General features: G+C 40.9%; 12 protein-coding genes. 5 read left to right on the top strand and 7 right to left on the bottom strand.

What is annotated here, in order from left to right:
* From ACMUMQ_RS08755 to ACMUMQ_RS08740, 4 genes are all read left to right on the top strand, one after another.
* Entirely contained in the window at positions 1-1,530 is a 1,530-nt protein-coding gene (locus tag ACMUMQ_RS08755) for an ABC transporter substrate-binding protein (protein WP_414681606.1), read from the top strand.
* Positions 1,531-1,596: 66 nt separating this feature from the next.
* Positions 1,597-2,520 carry an ABC transporter permease gene (locus tag ACMUMQ_RS08750; RefSeq protein WP_338269571.1) on the top strand — a complete coding sequence of 308 codons (924 nt, stop codon included), beginning with the start codon at positions 1,597-1,599 and terminating at the stop codon, positions 2,518-2,520.
* Positions 2,521-2,523: 3 nt separating this feature from the next.
* Positions 2,524-3,375 carry an ABC transporter permease gene (locus ACMUMQ_RS08745; protein WP_414681605.1) on the top strand — a complete coding sequence of 284 codons (852 nt, stop codon included), beginning with the start codon at positions 2,524-2,526 and terminating at the stop codon, positions 3,373-3,375.
* Entirely contained in the window at positions 3,372-5,117 is a 1,746-nt protein-coding gene (locus ACMUMQ_RS08740) for a M14 family metallopeptidase (RefSeq protein ID WP_414681604.1), read from the top strand. The genes ACMUMQ_RS08745 and ACMUMQ_RS08740 overlap by 4 nt, the downstream gene beginning before the upstream one ends.
* A 150-nt stretch (positions 5,118-5,267) precedes the next feature.
* Here the strand turns inward: ACMUMQ_RS08740 and ACMUMQ_RS08735 are convergent, their stop codons facing one another.
* The 7 genes from ACMUMQ_RS08735 to tcdA all read right to left on the bottom strand — a co-directional run bounded on the left by ACMUMQ_RS08735 (position 5,268) and on the right by tcdA (position 16,291).
* Complete coding sequence (locus tag ACMUMQ_RS08735) at positions 5,268-6,371, bottom strand: HNH endonuclease (protein ID WP_414681603.1); 1,104 nt, start codon at positions 6,369-6,371, stop codon at positions 5,268-5,270.
* Positions 6,372-6,376: 5 nt separating this feature from the next.
* Positions 6,377-8,140, bottom strand: a complete 1,764-nt coding sequence (locus ACMUMQ_RS08730) for a restriction system-associated AAA family ATPase (protein ID WP_414681602.1) — start codon at positions 8,138-8,140, stop codon at positions 6,377-6,379.
* Between the two features lie 14 nt (positions 8,141-8,154).
* Positions 8,155-9,918 carry a restriction endonuclease subunit S gene (locus ACMUMQ_RS08725; protein WP_414681601.1) on the bottom strand — a complete coding sequence of 588 codons (1,764 nt, stop codon included), beginning with the start codon at positions 9,916-9,918 and terminating at the stop codon, positions 8,155-8,157.
* On the bottom strand, positions 9,915-11,636 hold the full coding sequence (locus tag ACMUMQ_RS08720; RefSeq protein ID WP_414681600.1) for a type I restriction-modification system subunit M: 1,722 nt from the start codon (positions 11,634-11,636) through the stop codon (positions 9,915-9,917). The genes ACMUMQ_RS08725 and ACMUMQ_RS08720 overlap by 4 nt, the downstream gene beginning before the upstream one ends.
* Positions 11,637-11,649: 13 nt before the next feature.
* Positions 11,650-12,627 (bottom strand): virulence RhuM family protein/type II toxin-antitoxin system death-on-curing family toxin, encoded by a 978-nt coding sequence (locus ACMUMQ_RS08715; RefSeq protein ID WP_414681599.1) that lies wholly within the window; start codon positions 12,625-12,627, stop codon positions 11,650-11,652.
* 16 nt (positions 12,628-12,643) lie between these two features.
* Positions 12,644-15,448, bottom strand: a complete 2,805-nt coding sequence (locus tag ACMUMQ_RS08710; protein ID WP_414681598.1) for a type I restriction endonuclease subunit R — start codon at positions 15,446-15,448, stop codon at positions 12,644-12,646.
* Between the two features lie 72 nt (positions 15,449-15,520).
* A complete protein-coding gene (gene tcdA, locus ACMUMQ_RS08705; RefSeq protein ID WP_414681596.1) occupies positions 15,521-16,291 on the bottom strand; it encodes a tRNA cyclic N6-threonylcarbamoyladenosine(37) synthase TcdA in 771 nt (256 codons plus the stop codon).
* 96 nt (positions 16,292-16,387) lie between these two features.
* On the opposite strand from tcdA, the gene ACMUMQ_RS08700 reads away from it, so the two are divergent.
* Complete coding sequence (locus ACMUMQ_RS08700) at positions 16,388-17,128, top strand: TrmB family transcriptional regulator (protein ID WP_414681595.1); 741 nt, start codon at positions 16,388-16,390, stop codon at positions 17,126-17,128.
* The last annotated feature ends 65 nt before the right edge of the window (positions 17,129-17,193 follow it).

The raw sequence follows: 17,193 nt of genomic DNA, 5'->3' as shown, positions 1-17,193 counted from the left end.
ATGAACACCAAACAATATTTTTCGATGGCATTAAAGTCCATCGTTATGGCAACCAGCATCACGGCGGCAAGCGTTAGTCTTGCTAGCACATTAACCGTCTCTTCCCCTCAAGATCCGGGCAGTTGGGACCCAATCGATACCTTTTTAATCAACTGGGCATCGGTTTCTACGAACATTTATGATGGCTTAACCTATCGCGGCCCAGATCTTAAGTTAGAACCTGGCCTTGCCACATCCTGGCAGCAACTTGATAACGGCACGCGCATTCGTTTTAACTTGCGCCAAGGCGTTACGTTTCATAATGGCGAGAAGTTCGATGCTTCTGCTGTAAAATTTACCTTTGATCGCCTGATGGGAGACGAAGGTAAAAAAGGTCCTCAACGCTCTAATTATGCTGCCATTGAATCCGTTGAAGTGATTGACAGCCACACGGTCGATTTTCACCTCAAAGCCGCTGATCCAGTATTGCTAACCAAACTAGCAGGCTACGGCGCGATGATTGTGCCGCCTAAATACATTCAAGAAAAAGGTGAAGACTTCTTTAACACTCACCCAGTCGGAACAGGCCCATTCAAATTTGTTTCGTACGAGCCGAAAGTGGACATCAAGCTAGAAGCCTATGACAAGCATTGGGGCGGCGCACCTAAGTTATCCAATCTAAATTATCGCTTTATCAGCGAGCCTTCGACAGCGGTTGCCGAACTGCAATCTGGTCGCGTTGACTTAGTGATTCCACCGACTATTCCAATCGGCATGATCAGTACCATTGAGAAAAGCCCTGAATTAGACGTTGTTACGACCGTTAGCCCAAGTGTTTATGCCCTACGTTTTAATACTAAAAACGGCATAACAAAAGACGAACGCGTTCGCAAAGCAATGATCTACGGCGTTGACCGCCAAGCCATTATCGATTCGATCTTGGGTGGACAAGCGTCTGCCATCAGCAGCTTCCAGAGCCCTATTTCCTTTGGTAATGACCCTGACATGTCACCGCTTCCATACGATCCAGCGAAAGCCATGCAGCTTCTGAAAGCCGCTGGCATCAAACCGGGCACCAAGGTTCAAATCGACATTCGAGGCAACGATTCAACCTTCAATGAAGTGACTCAAGCCATTGCCAGTTACCTACAAATTATTGGTTTGAATGCGACGATTAAGCCTTATGAAACCAGCGTTCTTATCAATGACATTGTGCCTGCTGGAAAAACAGGCGAAATGTTCCAACAAGGTTGGGGCGGCTGGACGTTAGATTACGACAACACCGCTTACTTCATGTATCACACAGGGGAAAAATGGAACCCTTACGACAGTGATCCAGAACTTGATAAGCTGTTGGAATCTCAACGCTCTCTTACTGACAGTAAACAACGTGAAGAGATCCTCAAATCCATCGCGAACTACACGGCGGATAGAGCGTTAGAAATGCCGCTTTACAATCTAAATGCCATTTTTGCTGTATCTAAAAAAGTAAAAGGCTTTGTTCCTGTACCTGATAGTCGTATGCGTCTAAACAATGTGACTGTCGAATAATCGAAGAAAACACGATTGCTTCGTCTCTAAGGCGAAGCAATCTCTATGATTAATAAGGGAACACTCATGGCTAATTTTTTACTAAAAAGATTACTGCAGGCAATATTCGTACTCTTTGCCATTACGCTACTGGTCGCCTTCGCTATTCGCCTGACAGGCGATCCCGCTCTCATGCTGACTCAAGGCGCAGGGAGCGTGACTGAGGCAGATTTGGTACTGATTCGTGAAGCGTTAGGTATCAATAAACCCTTCTTCACTCAATATTTTGAATTTATCCTAGGCCTATTTAGCTTTGATTTAGGACGTAGTTTCCTAGGTGGCACGCCAGTCTCAGACTTGATCAGCACATCATTGCCAGCCACGCTCATTCTGGCGGTGTCTGTCATGCTGATTTCTATTGTGATCTCGATTCCTCTTGGCATCAAAGCCGCTGTATCAAAAGGAAAATGGGCCGATCAGACGATTCGTATCGTATCTTTGGTTGGTTTGTCTTTCCCGAACTTCTGGCTAGCGCTTATGTTGGTGTTGGTGTTTTCCATTTGGCTGCAATGGTTACCGCCGAGTGGCATGTATGGTTTCACTAGCTTCTTAATGCCCGCTTTCACTATGGCCATCATATTAACGGCAACAAACGTTCGTCTGGTGCGTTCCTCTATGCTGGAAACCTTACAAGCGCAATACATTATGGTCGCTCGTGCAAAGGGCTTGAGTGAAAACACGGTTCTGTACAAACACGCATTACGTAATTGCGCCATTCCTCTAATTACCTATTTCGGTTTGCAGTTTGGTGGATTATTAGGCGGCATTGTTGTCATTGAACGTGTGTTTAATTGGCCTGGTTTGGGATCTTTAGCATTCGATGCGGTAAGTGGTCGTGATTACCCTGTTCTACAAGCTGTCATCACCATTCTGTCCATGCTTATCGTCAGCGTTAACCTTTTGGTTGATATTGCCTACGGCCTAATTGATCCACGTATTCGCACGGAGTAAAAGATGATGACCAATCGTTTTCGTTCAAGCTTATCCAGATATAACAGCTTAGAGTTTATTCTTGGCGCGCTTCTCACTGGTGGGATTTGTTTTCTTGTTATTTTTTCAGATTTGATCTTTCAAAGTGCCGATAAAATCAATTTATCCGCTCGACTATTAGCGCCCTTTGCTGACCCTGAGCATATTTTTGGTACAGATCCTCTTGGCAGAGACATTCTTGCTCGCGTCGTTTCTGGCGGAAGTGTTTCTTTGCAAGTGGGCTTTTTGTCTGTTGCCGGCGCCGTCGTATTTGGCGTGATTATGGGATTAATTTCTGGCTATTACCGTGGTTTCTGGGATGTCATCGTCATGCGTTTTGCTGACGTGCAATTGGCCATGCCATTTATCCTTCTCGCAATTACCTTTATTGCCATTGTCGGTGGCGGTTTGGCGAACATGATCTTTTTGTTAATCATTTCCCAATGGGTGCAATACGCCAGACTCGTTCGTGGTTCTGTGTTGTCGCTAAGAGATCGTGAGTTTATCCAATCTGCGCAAGCCATTGGTGTGAGCAATTTTAGCATTCTATTTCGCCACCTTTTGCCGAACCTAATCGGACCGGTGATTGTCTTAATGACGCTGAACGTTGCCAATAACATCTTGTTAGAAAGTAGCTTAACTTTCCTTGGTCTTGGTGTTGACCCTCTTACGCCGAGCTGGGGCGGAATGCTTGCTGATGGTCGTACTTATATTCAAAACGCTTGGTGGGTGAGTGTCTTTCCTGGTATCGCTATTTTATTAACGGTGCTTGGTTTAAACCTACTGGGAGATTGGCTACGAGACAGCTTGGACCCAACGGGTAAAACATCACGATGAGTTCTATTTTCTCCACGCACATTTCTCTCACAACGGATTGGCTGATTAAGGAATTTAGCCAATCCGAATACCAAGATTGTACGCTTGAAGCTTGGGTGTTTGCTGATAAAACACACAGACAAGAGGCAGAAGTGTCGCTTCAGAAATTGGGTATACAAGCCAAAATACGAAGCGCCTATAAGCCGTTAATTCATTTTTTTGTGGAAGATCTTCCCTTCCCAAAAAGCGATATTAAATCGATAAAAGTTACTTACCCGATTCATGATGCTGCGCCAGAAAAACGTTTTTTATTAGAGGCTTATCCGTTGTCCGCTCTGATGGAAAAGCAGGAGATTGAATTCATTGGCAGCGAAAAGCATCAAGATCACTATGAAGTGGTGTTGATATTAACCTCTGGTGAATCCCATGTTGTTAACGTGTTTGCACCGAATCATCTGCACTCAACTTTGATCAATGAGCAACATCTGTCCCCAACAGGCTGGATAAAAATCACTCATCCAAGTCAAGGTGTTTGTAAAAATGAGCAACTCATTACCGATTATGAACAGCTCTTTCATCAAACGCTCAATGCCATTAGCCAGCATTCATGGCAGGAAAAAGAGCCATATTTTGAAGAGCTAAAAATCACCGTTCATCTTCCTTATCAAGATCAAGATTTGCCTTATGAGCACGAATCAATCAGCCTAAGAGAAGCCTTACATGAGGATCTGTATTTCTCTATTCTTGAATGGTTCAAGGTGAAAAGTGGTTATCTTGCCCATGGAAGAGAAGGCCAAATCGGCCATATTGTGCCAGATGTTCTTTATACAGAAGATGAACACGCTAGTGTTCAAGTTGAATTACAAACATACCAACAACAAAACTCTACAGGCTTTCAGTCTCTTGAGTACGCTAAAAAAGCCATTAGCCAAGAGCAAATTGAAACGGAATTAAACAAGCTCGAAGGAGAATCGTTTTTCACTCAAACCATCACTGGCAGGCAAGTTCATGGACGTTATCATACTGGTTCAGATCATCCTGTGATGATCAGTAGCGGTCAGCATGCGAATGAAACATCCGGTGTCGTTGGTGCACTCAAAGCAGTGCGAGTACTTTCTCAAAAAAAGCGCAGCCACTTTTCTATTTCCCCTTTAGAAAACCCTGATGGTTATGAGCTGCACCAAAGGTTAATCCAGAATAATCCCAAACATATGCACCACGCTGCACGTTATACCGCCCTTGGAGATGACTTAGAAAATAGGAAACACGAACCTTTTTATGAAAAAAGTATTCGTCAGCAGGCGAAACAACGGAGTCAGGCTTGTTTGCACATTAACCTACACGGTTATCCGTCACATGAATGGACTCGGCCATTATCCGGTTATGTTCCCCATGGCTTTGACATGTGGACAATTCCTAAGGGGTTCTTTCTGATTTTACGCCACAATGGCGAAGATGAGTGGCTAAGCTATACAGAGAAGTTTCTGCAATTTGTGACAGCTAGATTGAGTCAGGTTTCGGGCCTTGTCTCTTTCAATCAAAAGCAGATCGATCTCTATACGCAATATGCTGGTGAAGTTAACTTCCGTTTTATTAATGGTATTCCGTGTCTGATTAATCAGGTACAAAATCCTGATGTGCCAGTGCAACTTATCACAGAATTCCCCGATGAAACCCTTTACGAGGACGCTTTTATTTTTGCTCATCAAGCACAGACAGCAACCGTGCTAGCTGCCTATGAAGCACATCAGTTATTCGCTTAATCCCTTTATTAACTCTATTCACCTTAAGCAAACGCAGAGACAACCTGTGTTTGCTTATCTAATATATTTTATTGATTTTCAGTCAGTAACCGCTGCCACAATTCTCCCTTGGGCCTCCGTTCAGACACTCATGACATGATACAAAGGTCCCTACTCAAATAAACCTGCATTTTGACAGCCTTCTAAAAATGCTTTTCGAAGAAAGTTACATTCTGAGAACGGAAAGTTTTCAGTGTGTCGATTTAAAGTTTTCATAAAACTAGCAGGTGAACGACCATCTTGTTGCCATTCATCAAACAGCTGCGTAAGCCAATACTTCCCTCCGTTTACAGCACCATTATCACTTCCACAGCATAAGGCTTTATAACGCTTATCAACTTTAAAAAGCACTTTCCAAGTCTCGATTTCATCTTGATGAGCTTGAGTGTTATAGGCAATAGACAAATCTTCAGGCTGTAAATTTTTCCAATCCTTTTTCAAAACCTCGATATTCAAATTAAGATCGGGCTGAGTAACACTAAACGGATAAAACGCTTTACGTCGATTACCTTGCTCATCGTGCAATGGGTCTTTTTGTCCTTTATTACCGGAATTACATTTGTGACAAGAAGGTACAAGATTTTTTAGATTGACCGAATTAAAAGGATACTTAGCTTTAGGAAGGTAATGATCGAAGGCTTCTCGTGTCGGGTCAAACTCATTATCCAATGGATAAAGTCCACAAAAAGGGCACATTCCCTGAGTATTATGTCGAACAAAGTCTTTGTAATAACCTGTTAAATCTGAACCTATTAGTGTTTTGACAAAAGCTAAGCCAAAAAATCCAGATGAGTATAAGGATGAAAAAAACGTATTTAGTTCAGTGTTTAGGTCAGCATATTTTGAATCGAGCTCATTGTAATGCACAGGTTCAAAGCCAGCGGTATTAGTGCAAAGCTCATCAACGCTATTGTTGTCATCAAAATGCTTTTTATAAACATCTAAATCCTCTCTCTCTAACGCTGCAAAAGCATTGAATATTTTATTAACAGAAAAGAGAAACTTAGTGTCCGTACCTGTTGTTTTAAGCAGTTCAGCAGACTCTCGTCTAGCCAACTCTTCCATAATGCTCCTCAGCATTGGATGACCTTCAAAAAGGTATATGCCATACTCTTCATCCAGTGCGTTACACCACACCTCATTAAAAAGATATTCCACAATGCTTTGCATCGCTTCCATTTGATGATTTGGCACGTAAATATAAGAAAACAACACGCCTGTTACTCTCCTTCTTCCATGCTATCTAGAATGGTTTTTACCAATAGCATTTTCTCAATGGAGTCACCAAGCTGTTGATCTATTTCCCTTAATAACTGATGTTTATCTTTTTCATTATGATCAAACTCTTGTTCAAAATTCTTAATCTTTGTATAAGCTCGACCACCTATGGTTTCGCCTTTTTCAAAGGTCGACATGGTGATTTTATTGATCGAAGCGCCAAGTGTGTTGTAGTCAGGGTTTGATACAGAAACCTTGCCTGTGTCTTGGTCTTTCTTGAACACCATAACTTTATCGCTTTCACTATCGGAGATGAGAAAAGGCGTATGAGTGGTGATCAGCATTTCTGGCTGGCTCGTATTTTGGAAACACTCTTCTAATCGAGAAATGAAGTTAGCACGCCATTGGGGGTTAAAGTGGGTTTCAGGCTCATCCAATAAGAACAAACTTTCTGTATCCTTAAAGAGTAAACATAAGCCTAGTGTATGCAAAAGCTGGTGTTCACCATCCGATAAGCTTTTTAGTAAAACAGGCTGGTCTATATAGTGTTTTTGCAACCAGACATTTTTAAAGCGCATAATACGCTCGTCCGATGCTAAGGTAGGTACTATCTCACTAACGTACAAACTGTCTGAGTGATACAGATCTTTTTTCAGGGAATTACTAACGGTATAGAGATTTAGCGTTAGAAGTACTTGAAAGGCTTGGAATAGCTCCAGTGCAGAGGAAAAGTTATTCTGAAACACCGTTCGCGTCGCATCATTCACATAAAAATCCAAATAAAGAGAATCGGTTGATTCGTCCTCAAAACTGCATGTTGCGCAGCGCCTTAAGCGGTCGATAATAGAGTCGAAACTTTCATCAGAATCTTCGTTAGATTCTAGCAAATAGGTAACACTTAACTTTTCAATATCAGCATCATCAACTTTTAGGCGTGGATGCTTACCATCGAACACTTGCTTAAATTGCTCGGCTACTTCGCTGGTCACATCAATACTACGCTTGATAATGACTCGAAACTCCTTTAATTCTTCGATACCCACTTCTTCACGAAATGGCTTTAGCGTCTCATGGTCTTGAAATAGAAGATTACACAGTAAGATAGACTGGCTAAAACTGTTATCCAAATAGGCTAGTCGAGTCTTTGGATCATCGTAACGCCCGCTTCCAGATTTAAGCAGATCCCAGTATTCATCAAACTGTATAAATCGCATTTTAAAAAACGGCAAACTGAGTATTTCATTTTCGCCAGATGAATAAGCCAGCACTTGCTTCGGTAATAAGAAATCTTTTTCATCATCCGTAACAAAGCCAGACGTATCACTCTCGAACTCAATAGCGTTGACCCAATTCAACACAGGGGTAGCGTCTATTTTCTTTGTAATCAACACATGGGCATATTGCTTTCCTTCTGACTTCTGGACGCCATCAGGAACTTTGATCAGATATTCTAGCTCAAAGCCATTGGGTGTTGCTTTTTTCTCCTCGAACCCATTTGGGTTTTCTTCCTCATCGTATAAAAATCCTTCGGGCAAAAAGAATCGGCGTATCCGACTAATTTCTAGTTGGTAAAAAATCGACGCCAAAGCTTCGAGAATATTAGATTTACCGCTGCCATTTGGGCCCGCACAAATAAAAGGCGCAAAACTCTCTAGCTTTTGCACTTCCTCTTCGTAGTGCCAAGGCGTACGAAAAGAGTGCTCAAAGCCAGTTTGTAAGCTACGAAATCCTGCTGGATCGGTGATTTTTAAGCGCAGTAACTTCATCCTCGAATTTGTCCCTATCCTTTCACCAATACAACGCGATTACCGGCTTCGCTTTTATCGTTTAGCTCCACCGTATCAACCGTTTGCTTTATCAAGCCATTATCAATCGCTTTGAATACAAGCTTTTTCACCGCATCATAATCTTCTACACTGAATTGATATTCCTCCAAATCCTCTTCATAAAGATAATCTACTAAACTGCGCTGAGCGCGCGCCCAGAAGCGATATAGCTTGAGTTCATCCGCTTGAGAGTCTTCGAGCCACTCATTAAACCAATGTTCCAGTATTTGCTGACGTGCTTTAGGATCATTAAAACCAAATAAATCTAAGTGGCTAAAAGGATGAATTTGCATCTCTGGACGCTCAGAAATAAATTTAAGTGTCCGAAGTGTACTCTCTGGAATTTGGGGTAACGCTTCAATTTGCTTCGATAATCGTTGAACCGATGGTGGAATAACCTTATTAACCGTTTCAGTGATACGTCTTACTGGCTCAGGAATAGGGCTATTAACAGCATCGATAGACTGCTGTAATCTATCAAAAGAAGATAACTCAATCTCTTCTTCCTCCAGTTTAATGCCAAATAGATCCAACTCTCCACTAAAGGCTTTTTGGCTTAACGCGTTATAAAGCTCTTCTAAGTCTGAAAGGCTACTTTGGTATTGATTTTTTATGTTGTCTACTTTCTTATAAATCTCAGAAAAACTATTTTGTAATTCTATTGGAGGGCGCTTTAACTTCGTTTCTTTGATAATCCCAAGGTTCAATCCACTCATAATTGCTCCTCTATTCTTACTCTTAAATTGATTTAAAATATAAGGGCTAGAATGAATCGAATATGAAAGAAAAATTGGATTGGCAAGAGTCTTATCAAGTGTTATTGCTGCTAAATGCTTAGTGTTTATAGCTAATGGAATATCATTTGGAATAACTGCAGAACGACCTATTGTTCCCATAATGGTAACAATGACGTCCCCTGGATAAATACGATAATTCTGAAGCTCTTTATACTTTTCTTCGGTGATGTAACGTCGTTCATCCCATGAAAAAGTATTTTTAACAGCATTATCAATACCTAATACAGCCACAGAGCCATCTTGTGTAAATTCGCTGTGTAATAAGTTTGATCCAAAAGGACCTGTACGCATAGATCCTTTACGCTTTTCAGCAAGATCTTTTATGTCTACAAGCAACCAATCCTCATAACCTTCTGCTTGAGGGCCAAACCTATCTAGAAAAACACTTTTTAGTAGTTCATCCAGCTGCTTAAGATTCTGTTTACGTTCATTTATTAAACTTTCAACTTTACCAAGAAGATAAGCAATTCTTTTTTGCTTTTCAATTGAAGGAGGATTTATTTCTAAATTTCTAATAAATGTTGCGGATAAGTTTTTTAGAGCAGCACCACGACCTTGATTAAGAAGAGACTCTTTTTTGCTCTGAAACCAAAACTTTAAATAATTTATATCAATCTTTTCGTCTTTAGTCCTAATCCCAAGTATTGCCTGATTTGTCGATAACTCAACTCCTGAAATAGCAATTTTCCCAATTGAACCATACATCGCAAATAACAATGTTCCCTTAGGGAACAATTTATTACGGATATTTGCTAAACCATCTTCAGAAATTTTTTCCTCTGTACTGAAAATAATACCATTCTCAGCATTCTCTATATCAGATATTTTTGCCCAAGGAATTTCCCCAGAAAAAAAAGAAGAGTTTTTTCTGGAAGGCGTACCACCACTAGAAATATCACAATAATCTGATAGCTTTTTCACCCTATCATCCCCTTAAGCTCTAATAGCTCTTTGAGAATGCCGCCTTGAATAGTACTCAACTCTGCTTCAGATGTGTCGCCCACTTCCGCAGCAATCAAGCGTTCTAAAATATCGCTGGGATCAGCGTATTCTACATGGTCAAATACGTCTTTTTTATAACTTGAGATAGAAAGGTCATATTGGCTATCCTCGCCGACGATCTCTGCATAAGGCACCATGAAGCATTTACGTTCATCGGTAATGATGCGGTCAGCACTGTCTGTTTCAGGGTTGCGAGCATGGTATTGAGCAATGATATCTTGCAAATCACCATGGTTCTCTTGCTTTTGGCGCTTATCGTCTAGTGAATAGCCATCCGCCGTCATGTTATAAAACCAAGTATGCTTAGTCGCTGGCTCTAGCACCTTGTCTTGACGATCCCAAACCTTGGTGAAAATAAGTATCGCGGTACTGACGCCAGCGTAAGGTTTAAATACACCGCTGGGCATGGTGATCACAGCTTTTAGGTCACAACGATCTACTAGAATTTGACGTAACTCTTTAAAGGCTTTACCTGAGCCAAATAACACACCTTGAGGAATGACGACCCCTGCAGTGCCGCCTTTGCGTAACATGCGATAAATATTTTCCACAAACAGGAGTTCAGATTTCGTTGTGCCTAGCTTTAGACTTTCGTTGATATCGCCTTTATCTATGCTGCCAGTAAAAGGCGGATTCGCCATGATGATGTCATAGTCACCTTCTTGGTTGTAACTTTTGCTTAAGGTGTCTTTGTAATCAATATTAGGTTCATCAATGCCATGCATCATGAGGTTCATTAAGCCTAAACGCACCATAGTGCTGTCGATGTCGTAACCCCATAGGGATTTTTGCAACGTTTGCTTGGCACTTTCCGTTAATGAGCTCGAGACCGAGGTGCGGAAAAATCCATCCTCATCTGTTACTAATTTTCCTGAGTCTGACTGTTTGGCTAAATCGGTCACTATGTATTGATAGGCGCCTAGTAAAAAACCAGCGGAACCACAGGCTGGATCGGCAATTCTATGGCCCAACTTTGGCTGTAATAAATCTGCTATCAGCTTGATGATATGACGCGGCGTTCGGAATTGGCCATTCTTACCTGCGGAGGCTATGGCATTCAGTAGGAACTCATAAACATCCCCCTGAATATCCTGAAAGGCTTGACCGTTTTCCGCTGAGTCCTTTTCCATCACCTCGTATATTTCATCAATGGTTTTGACGGCTTCAACCAATAGCGATGATTTTGAAATAATGAGGGCAGCATTGCGCATATGATGAGTAAATTTGGATTCAGAACCGTTGAGGTCTTTTAAAAAAGGGAAGACCTTGTCACGAACATGAACCAACATGTCTTCCGCTGGCCTATGTTTAAATTCGCTCCAACGTAGTGTGCTTTTCTCGATCTCGTATTTCTTTTCATCTTCAAGCTTTTTTTGCCAGTCTGCTTCGGTGTCTGATTCGGCTTTTCTTGCTCGATACTCTGGCGGAATCCAAGTGCCAACGAATTTAGAAGTATAAGATTCTTCACTCCATTCCGCATTGGCTTGTTGCTGAAGGTCCAAATCATCCATCCGTTTCATAAACAGCAAGTAGGTAATTTGCTCTATGGCGGTTAGCGGATTAGAAATACCACCACTCCAGAACTTGTTCCAAAGTTGGTCTATTTTACTTTTCAGTTCTTGGTTATTTTGTAGCATGAGGTTCTCTTATTTATTCGTTTACATCTTTCAGTAAAATAAAGTGTTCAGCCAAACGAATCATGATATCTTTTTGTTCTGGTTTGCTTTCGGCGATAAGTAACGCCAAGGCAACTAAGGTATTGTCATTAATCAGTTGTTCTACGGATTTCCCTAATAGGTGCTCATTTACCCGTAGGTACCATAGAAACAAGAATGAGCCAGTACGTTTGTTACCATCCGCGAACGGATGATTTTTAATCACAAAATAGAGTAAATTGGCAGCACGGCTGGCGATGTTAGGATAAAACCATTCACCACCAAAACCTTGCTCTATGGTATCTAATGCCGATGCTAAGCCATTGCCACGTAATTGCCCAAATAGTGGCGTGGCTTCATCTTTGTTAATGAGGTCTCGTTTTAATTCCTCTATGGCTTTTAGCACATCTTCCATAGCCAAGGTCTGCATATGATCTTGCTGGCTTGTTCGAGACAACAGACTTTGCTCATCATAAGCTTGTAAAAGACTCCAGCTGCGCGCGTAATCATGAATCACCTTAACGACCGCCTCGCCTTGTTGTGTAACCAGCTGCTGATTGGTTAACGTTTGTGATAATAGATCTAATACGCGCTCAACTTCGATACCTCGTTCCTTAAGCCTTTGCTGATTTAAGGTATAGCCTTTTACAAGGTGCTCTTTTAAGGTACTGGTTGCCCATTGCCGGAATTGTACGCCTCTTTGGGATTTCACACGATAACCAACCGAAATAATCACATCCAATGAATACAAAACAACAGGCTTATCCGAGAAAGCAATTTGCATTTTTTGCAAATTGCTTTCTTTTGGTAACTCACCTTCTTTGAATACGTTGCTTATATGACGCGATATAACCGATCTATCTCGTTCAAATAAATCCACCATTTGACTTTGAGTCAACCAAGCTGTGTCTTTGTCTAGTGAGACCTCTAAGCTGACAACACCGTCATTTGAGCTATAAAGCTTTATTGTCATATCAATTTCCTTCTGATTAAGCCACCAGCTGTTCCGTCAGCTGGAGTATTTCGTTTATTTCAGCTGTATTAAATACGCCACGTATTCCTTGCGGGTGAATCACAGTAAAAGGCGCATAAATAAGATCTTTCTTAGCAACCGTTTCTCGCTCTAAAATGAAACCTTTTAGAAGACCTAAAAATTCCATTTGGCGGCTATTTAAATAGGTATGTTGTTGGATAAACTGCTCAAACGCTTCGCTTACTTTTTCTGGGAAGCTTGCCAATGACTCAAGACCTAAAATATGACGAATAAACTCAATAAATCTTGCTTTACGGTTTTTATAAACCAAACGCAGCAAATCCTCAGTGATATGCGGATGCTCGGCATAAAGCATATCGGCCAATGATTGGGTTTCCTCTTCGCTGATGTCTTTACCATTTTTTAGTTGCTTCAAAATCGAGTTAGATTCAGTCAGCTCTATAATCAGAGACTCCACCATTTCTCGGTAACGACTGATGCTTACAGATTCATTCTCTGGGCCAAATTCAACTTTTTCTTTATGAATCACTTCGTCTTTAAAGTTAAATGCTGTGGTTGAGGTTTTCGTTATATCAGCATCCCGAAATTTCATTAATGGGCCAAGCTTATTCATCAACGTGTCTAGTGCATCATTGAGGCTCAACTGGCTCGAATGTTGCCAAAATTGAGGTGTTTTTACATTATCAATCAGGACTTTTTCTGCATTAACAAAATGAATCGTCAAAGGCAGATCAGACACTTGCTCTATTAGGCTATTTTTAATCACATCCGCTTGGCTTTTTTCACCTGATAAAACAGCAATCGAATACGTGAGTACATCACGCTCAAAACGCATTGCTTTGAAATCAACATCAGATATTGTGCGGAATAACGGTTTTATTTCAGATCTTAGTAGCTCTATTTTTGCACTATCAACACTCTGCCAAAAGATATCATTTAGACTTGCAAGTACAGCAGACGCTTCTTTAATAACGATAGATTGAATTGGTAATTGCTGAATACTGAGACGTATTTTTTCAAACTCAAGACGAGCAATCTCTTCTTCATTTACCTCAAGCGCCTTCTCTATTTTGTCTAATCGTAACCCCGCTACTTTAACTGGTAAGGCAATTTGTGGCTTCGTTTCTTTTCCTTTCGGCGTGAGCTTGAAATACTCAAAATTATCCCAGCAATCGAGTATCAAGAACTCACTTTTCTCCATACACCAAGGTTTTATTTTACTTGGTTCAAGCAAACGAGTACCACGACCAATCATTTGCCAAAATTTGGTATACGAATAAACTGGTTTCGCAAATACCAAATTCACAATTTCTCTTACATCAATACCTGTATCGAGCATATCAACACTAATAGCAATACGAGGAAAATCATTATTGGTAAATTGCTCTAAAAGCCCACCTTTTCCATACACTCTGGGATCATCAGATACGATAACTTTCGCCAGCTCACCTTTATGATGAGGATAAAGCTCATCAAACAATGTTTCTATGCGGCGGGCATGAGATTTTGAAAGGCAAAAGAAGATAGTTTTTCCAGGAAGACCATTTTGATCTTTAATCGATTCTTCCATGAACTCTCTTACGATCAAAGAGTTAGTATCTTTATTCGTTACCTGCTTTTCAAGCTGAGTCCCTTCAAAGTTAATTTCTTCTATTTCTTTGCCTTCAAATATGAGCTTTTTCTGATCTTCTAGTGAGATGGTACGTTTACTAATGCCTTCTTTCTGAAATTTGGTTTGAATTTTCATCACCTGAAAATCACACAAATACGGAGGCGTATTATTAATAGCTTCTTCATAAGAATAAGCAAAGGATGGAATCCCATCAGCACAATGAAAAAGCTGAAATGTATTATGGTCTATAATATCTGTGGGTGTTGCTGTTAAACCCAATGTTGTGGTTTTAAAGTAATCCAACACCTCTTTATAAGTGTTGTAAATTGAACGATGGCTTTCATCAACAATAATGAAATCAAAGAAATGTGGTGATAACGACTGCGACTCTTCTCGAATAATGTTCAACATGCTTGGATAGGTTGAAACATAAACCCTTCTATCTTTGGCTATGATCTTTTCCGCTACATTTGGCCAGCGAGGTTCATTCGGTAAATATTCTTTAAATGCATCTAAAGCCTGCTCTCTTAAGGCAATTCGATCAACTAAGAATAGAACTTTCTCAGCATGGCCTGATCGCATAAGTGCATCCACCAAAGCAATACAAGTTCGAGTTTTACCAGTCCCTGTTGCCATTACTAAAAGGAAGTCACGCTGTTTTTTTGTGATGCCATCCAATACAGATCTTATCGCGCGAATTTGATAATCACGTCCTGCAATATTGGTGTTTATTAATTCATTTGTTAATGCTTTACGGTTACGACGAATATATTGAAATCGCTCTAAATCATCTCGCGTTGGAAACCCCATTACTTTACGAGGCGGGTAATTTTCCAAATCCCAAAAATAGAGATCATGACCGTTTGTGTAAAAACAAAAAGGCAACTCTCCCTTTGTTTGTTCTCGAATTCGGTAATAATATTGCTTGGCTTGCTCTCGCCCAATTTCTGCATCACTACTGGATTTTTTTGCTTCAACAACAGCAAGTGGTTTTCCATCTTTACCAAGCAAAACATAATCACTGTATTGTTGAGTTTGATAATTAGCAGAAGACTCTGAAACACGGTCGGTAAGATTGGAGGCTATAAAGTATTCTTTGGCTACTTTTGTTTGGTCATCAACATTCCAACCAGAATTAAAAAGCTGCTTATCAATAAGCTCTATTCGTGTTTCTTCTTCCGGTTTCATCAACTCATCCCTACTTTAAAATGAACAACTCTATATCCCATACTATTTTTGGTTTTAACTTAAGTCCACTATCTATTTAGCCAACTTCTCCAAGACTCTAGAAACCGCAACAAACCCAAAAGTAGCGGTCACCGCTGTACTGGCGCCAAAGCCTGTATCACAGTTCATTTTTGTTTCTGTATCTCCTTTTAATCGCTGTTTAGATACAGTTCCATCTCCTTGTGGGTAGCTAAGCTGTTCCATGGAATAAACACATTCAATATCAAAACGACGTTTCGTATTACGGCTAAAGTTATAATAACGACGAAGAAAATTACGGAGCTTTGACGCCAGTGGGTCTTTTTCTGTTCGAGATAAATCGGCGATTTGAATTTGGGTTGGATCCGTTTGACCACCAGCACCGCCGACTGTGATGAGTTTGCGCTTGTTACGCTTACACCAAGCCACCAGAGCCGCTTTTGGTTTAATACTGTCAATGCAATCAATAATGTAGTCAAACGGCTCAGACAGAAGATCAGATAGGTTATCCGGGGTGATAAAGTCTTCTATGCAATCAACCTGACAATGTGGATTGATTAACTGAATGCGCTCTTTCATTGCATCCACTTTAGCCTTACCAATATTGCCATCCAAAGCATGGATTTGGCGGTTGGTATTGGTAATGCACACATCGTCCATATCCACTAAGGTAATGGTGCCAATACCAGAACGAGCGAGCGCTTCGGCAGCCCATGAACCGACGCCACCAATACCAATCACACAGACATTTGCTTGAGAAAAAAGCTCATAAGCAGCGTCTCCGTATAACCTACGAATGCCACCAAATCGTTGTTCATCTGTCACTTTTCTCTCCTCATGAGCCGTTTTGCGATTTTTTCTTTCAATAAGTGTATTCTTTAACATCATTAATATGACCCGACATCTGAATATGTGAGCCTTATGATTCAACAAGCCTTCGAACAACTTGGTTTAACGCCACGAGAAGCTCAGCTTTACCAAACTTTGTTAAAACTTGGCCCTTCTTCCATTCGAGACATTGCTGAACACAGTGGTATTAACCGAGGAACGGCTTATGAGTCGCTTAAGCAACTGCAAAGTAAAGGCGTTGTTAGTTACTTCCCAAAAGGGAAACGTCGTTTTTTTACAGCGGAAAACCCTGATATTTTACTCAACCTAGCAGAAGAAAAACGCACTCGCCTTGATAAGACCATTGAATCATTAAAGAACACAATCATTCCCAACCTACACCAGCAGCAGCCAGATTATCACCACACAAATGTGCGTTACTATGAAGGCGATGACGGTATTGAATGGGTATTGCGGGATATTTTAAACGTGGTTTCAGCGCAAGACCATAAAGAATATTGCGTGTTCTCTTCTAAGCCCATTCGACCTTACTTGTATCGCCCTTTTCCAAACTATACAAAGCAGCGAGTGAAGCTCGGCATCAATGTAAAAGTCATTGCCTTGGGTGATGGTGGTGAAGAAGCGGAATTATCTGAGCGTAAGTGGATTAAAACCGAAGGCTCTGTTGATGCCAGCTACATTGCGATTTACCCACCAAAGTGTGCCATCATTTCCTTGGCCAGTAATAACTTCCCTTCGGCGGTTGTATTAGAGTCAAAAGACATCGCCAAAGCCCAACAGATTATTTTCGATACTCTATGGAAGATGCTTTAAGCCTTTTTATCTAAAACCCTCAAATAACAGACAATAAAAAAGCAGCCATCAGGCTGCTTTTTTTA

Source organism: Marinomonas algae, assembly GCF_047525555.1.
Taxonomy (GTDB): Bacteria; Pseudomonadota; Gammaproteobacteria; order Pseudomonadales; family Marinomonadaceae; genus Marinomonas.
The sequence above is the reverse complement of the archived record's forward strand: the minus strand, read 5'-3'. Positions and strand labels throughout refer to the sequence as shown.

Coding starts and splice junctions, on each gene's coding strand:
- ACMUMQ_RS08755 (WP_414681606.1), top strand. CDS start 1: ATGAACACCAAACAATATTTTTCGATGGCATTAAAGTCCATCGTTATG.
- ACMUMQ_RS08750 (WP_338269571.1), top strand. CDS start 1,597: ATGGCTAATTTTTTACTAAAAAGATTACTGCAGGCAATATTCGTACTC.
- ACMUMQ_RS08745 (WP_414681605.1), top strand. CDS start 2,524: ATGATGACCAATCGTTTTCGTTCAAGCTTATCCAGATATAACAGCTTA.
- ACMUMQ_RS08740 (WP_414681604.1), top strand. CDS start 3,372: ATGAGTTCTATTTTCTCCACGCACATTTCTCTCACAACGGATTGGCTG.
- ACMUMQ_RS08730 (WP_414681602.1), bottom strand. CDS start 8,140: ATGAAGTTACTGCGCTTAAAAATCACCGATCCAGCAGGATTTCGTAGC.
- ACMUMQ_RS08720 (WP_414681600.1), bottom strand. CDS start 11,636: ATGCTACAAAATAACCAAGAACTGAAAAGTAAAATAGACCAACTTTGG.
- ACMUMQ_RS08715 (WP_414681599.1), bottom strand. CDS start 12,627: ATGACAATAAAGCTTTATAGCTCAAATGACGGTGTTGTCAGCTTAGAG.
- ACMUMQ_RS08710 (WP_414681598.1), bottom strand. CDS start 15,448: ATGAAACCGGAAGAAGAAACACGAATAGAGCTTATTGATAAGCAGCTT.
- ACMUMQ_RS08700 (WP_414681595.1), top strand. CDS start 16,388: ATGATTCAACAAGCCTTCGAACAACTTGGTTTAACGCCACGAGAAGCT.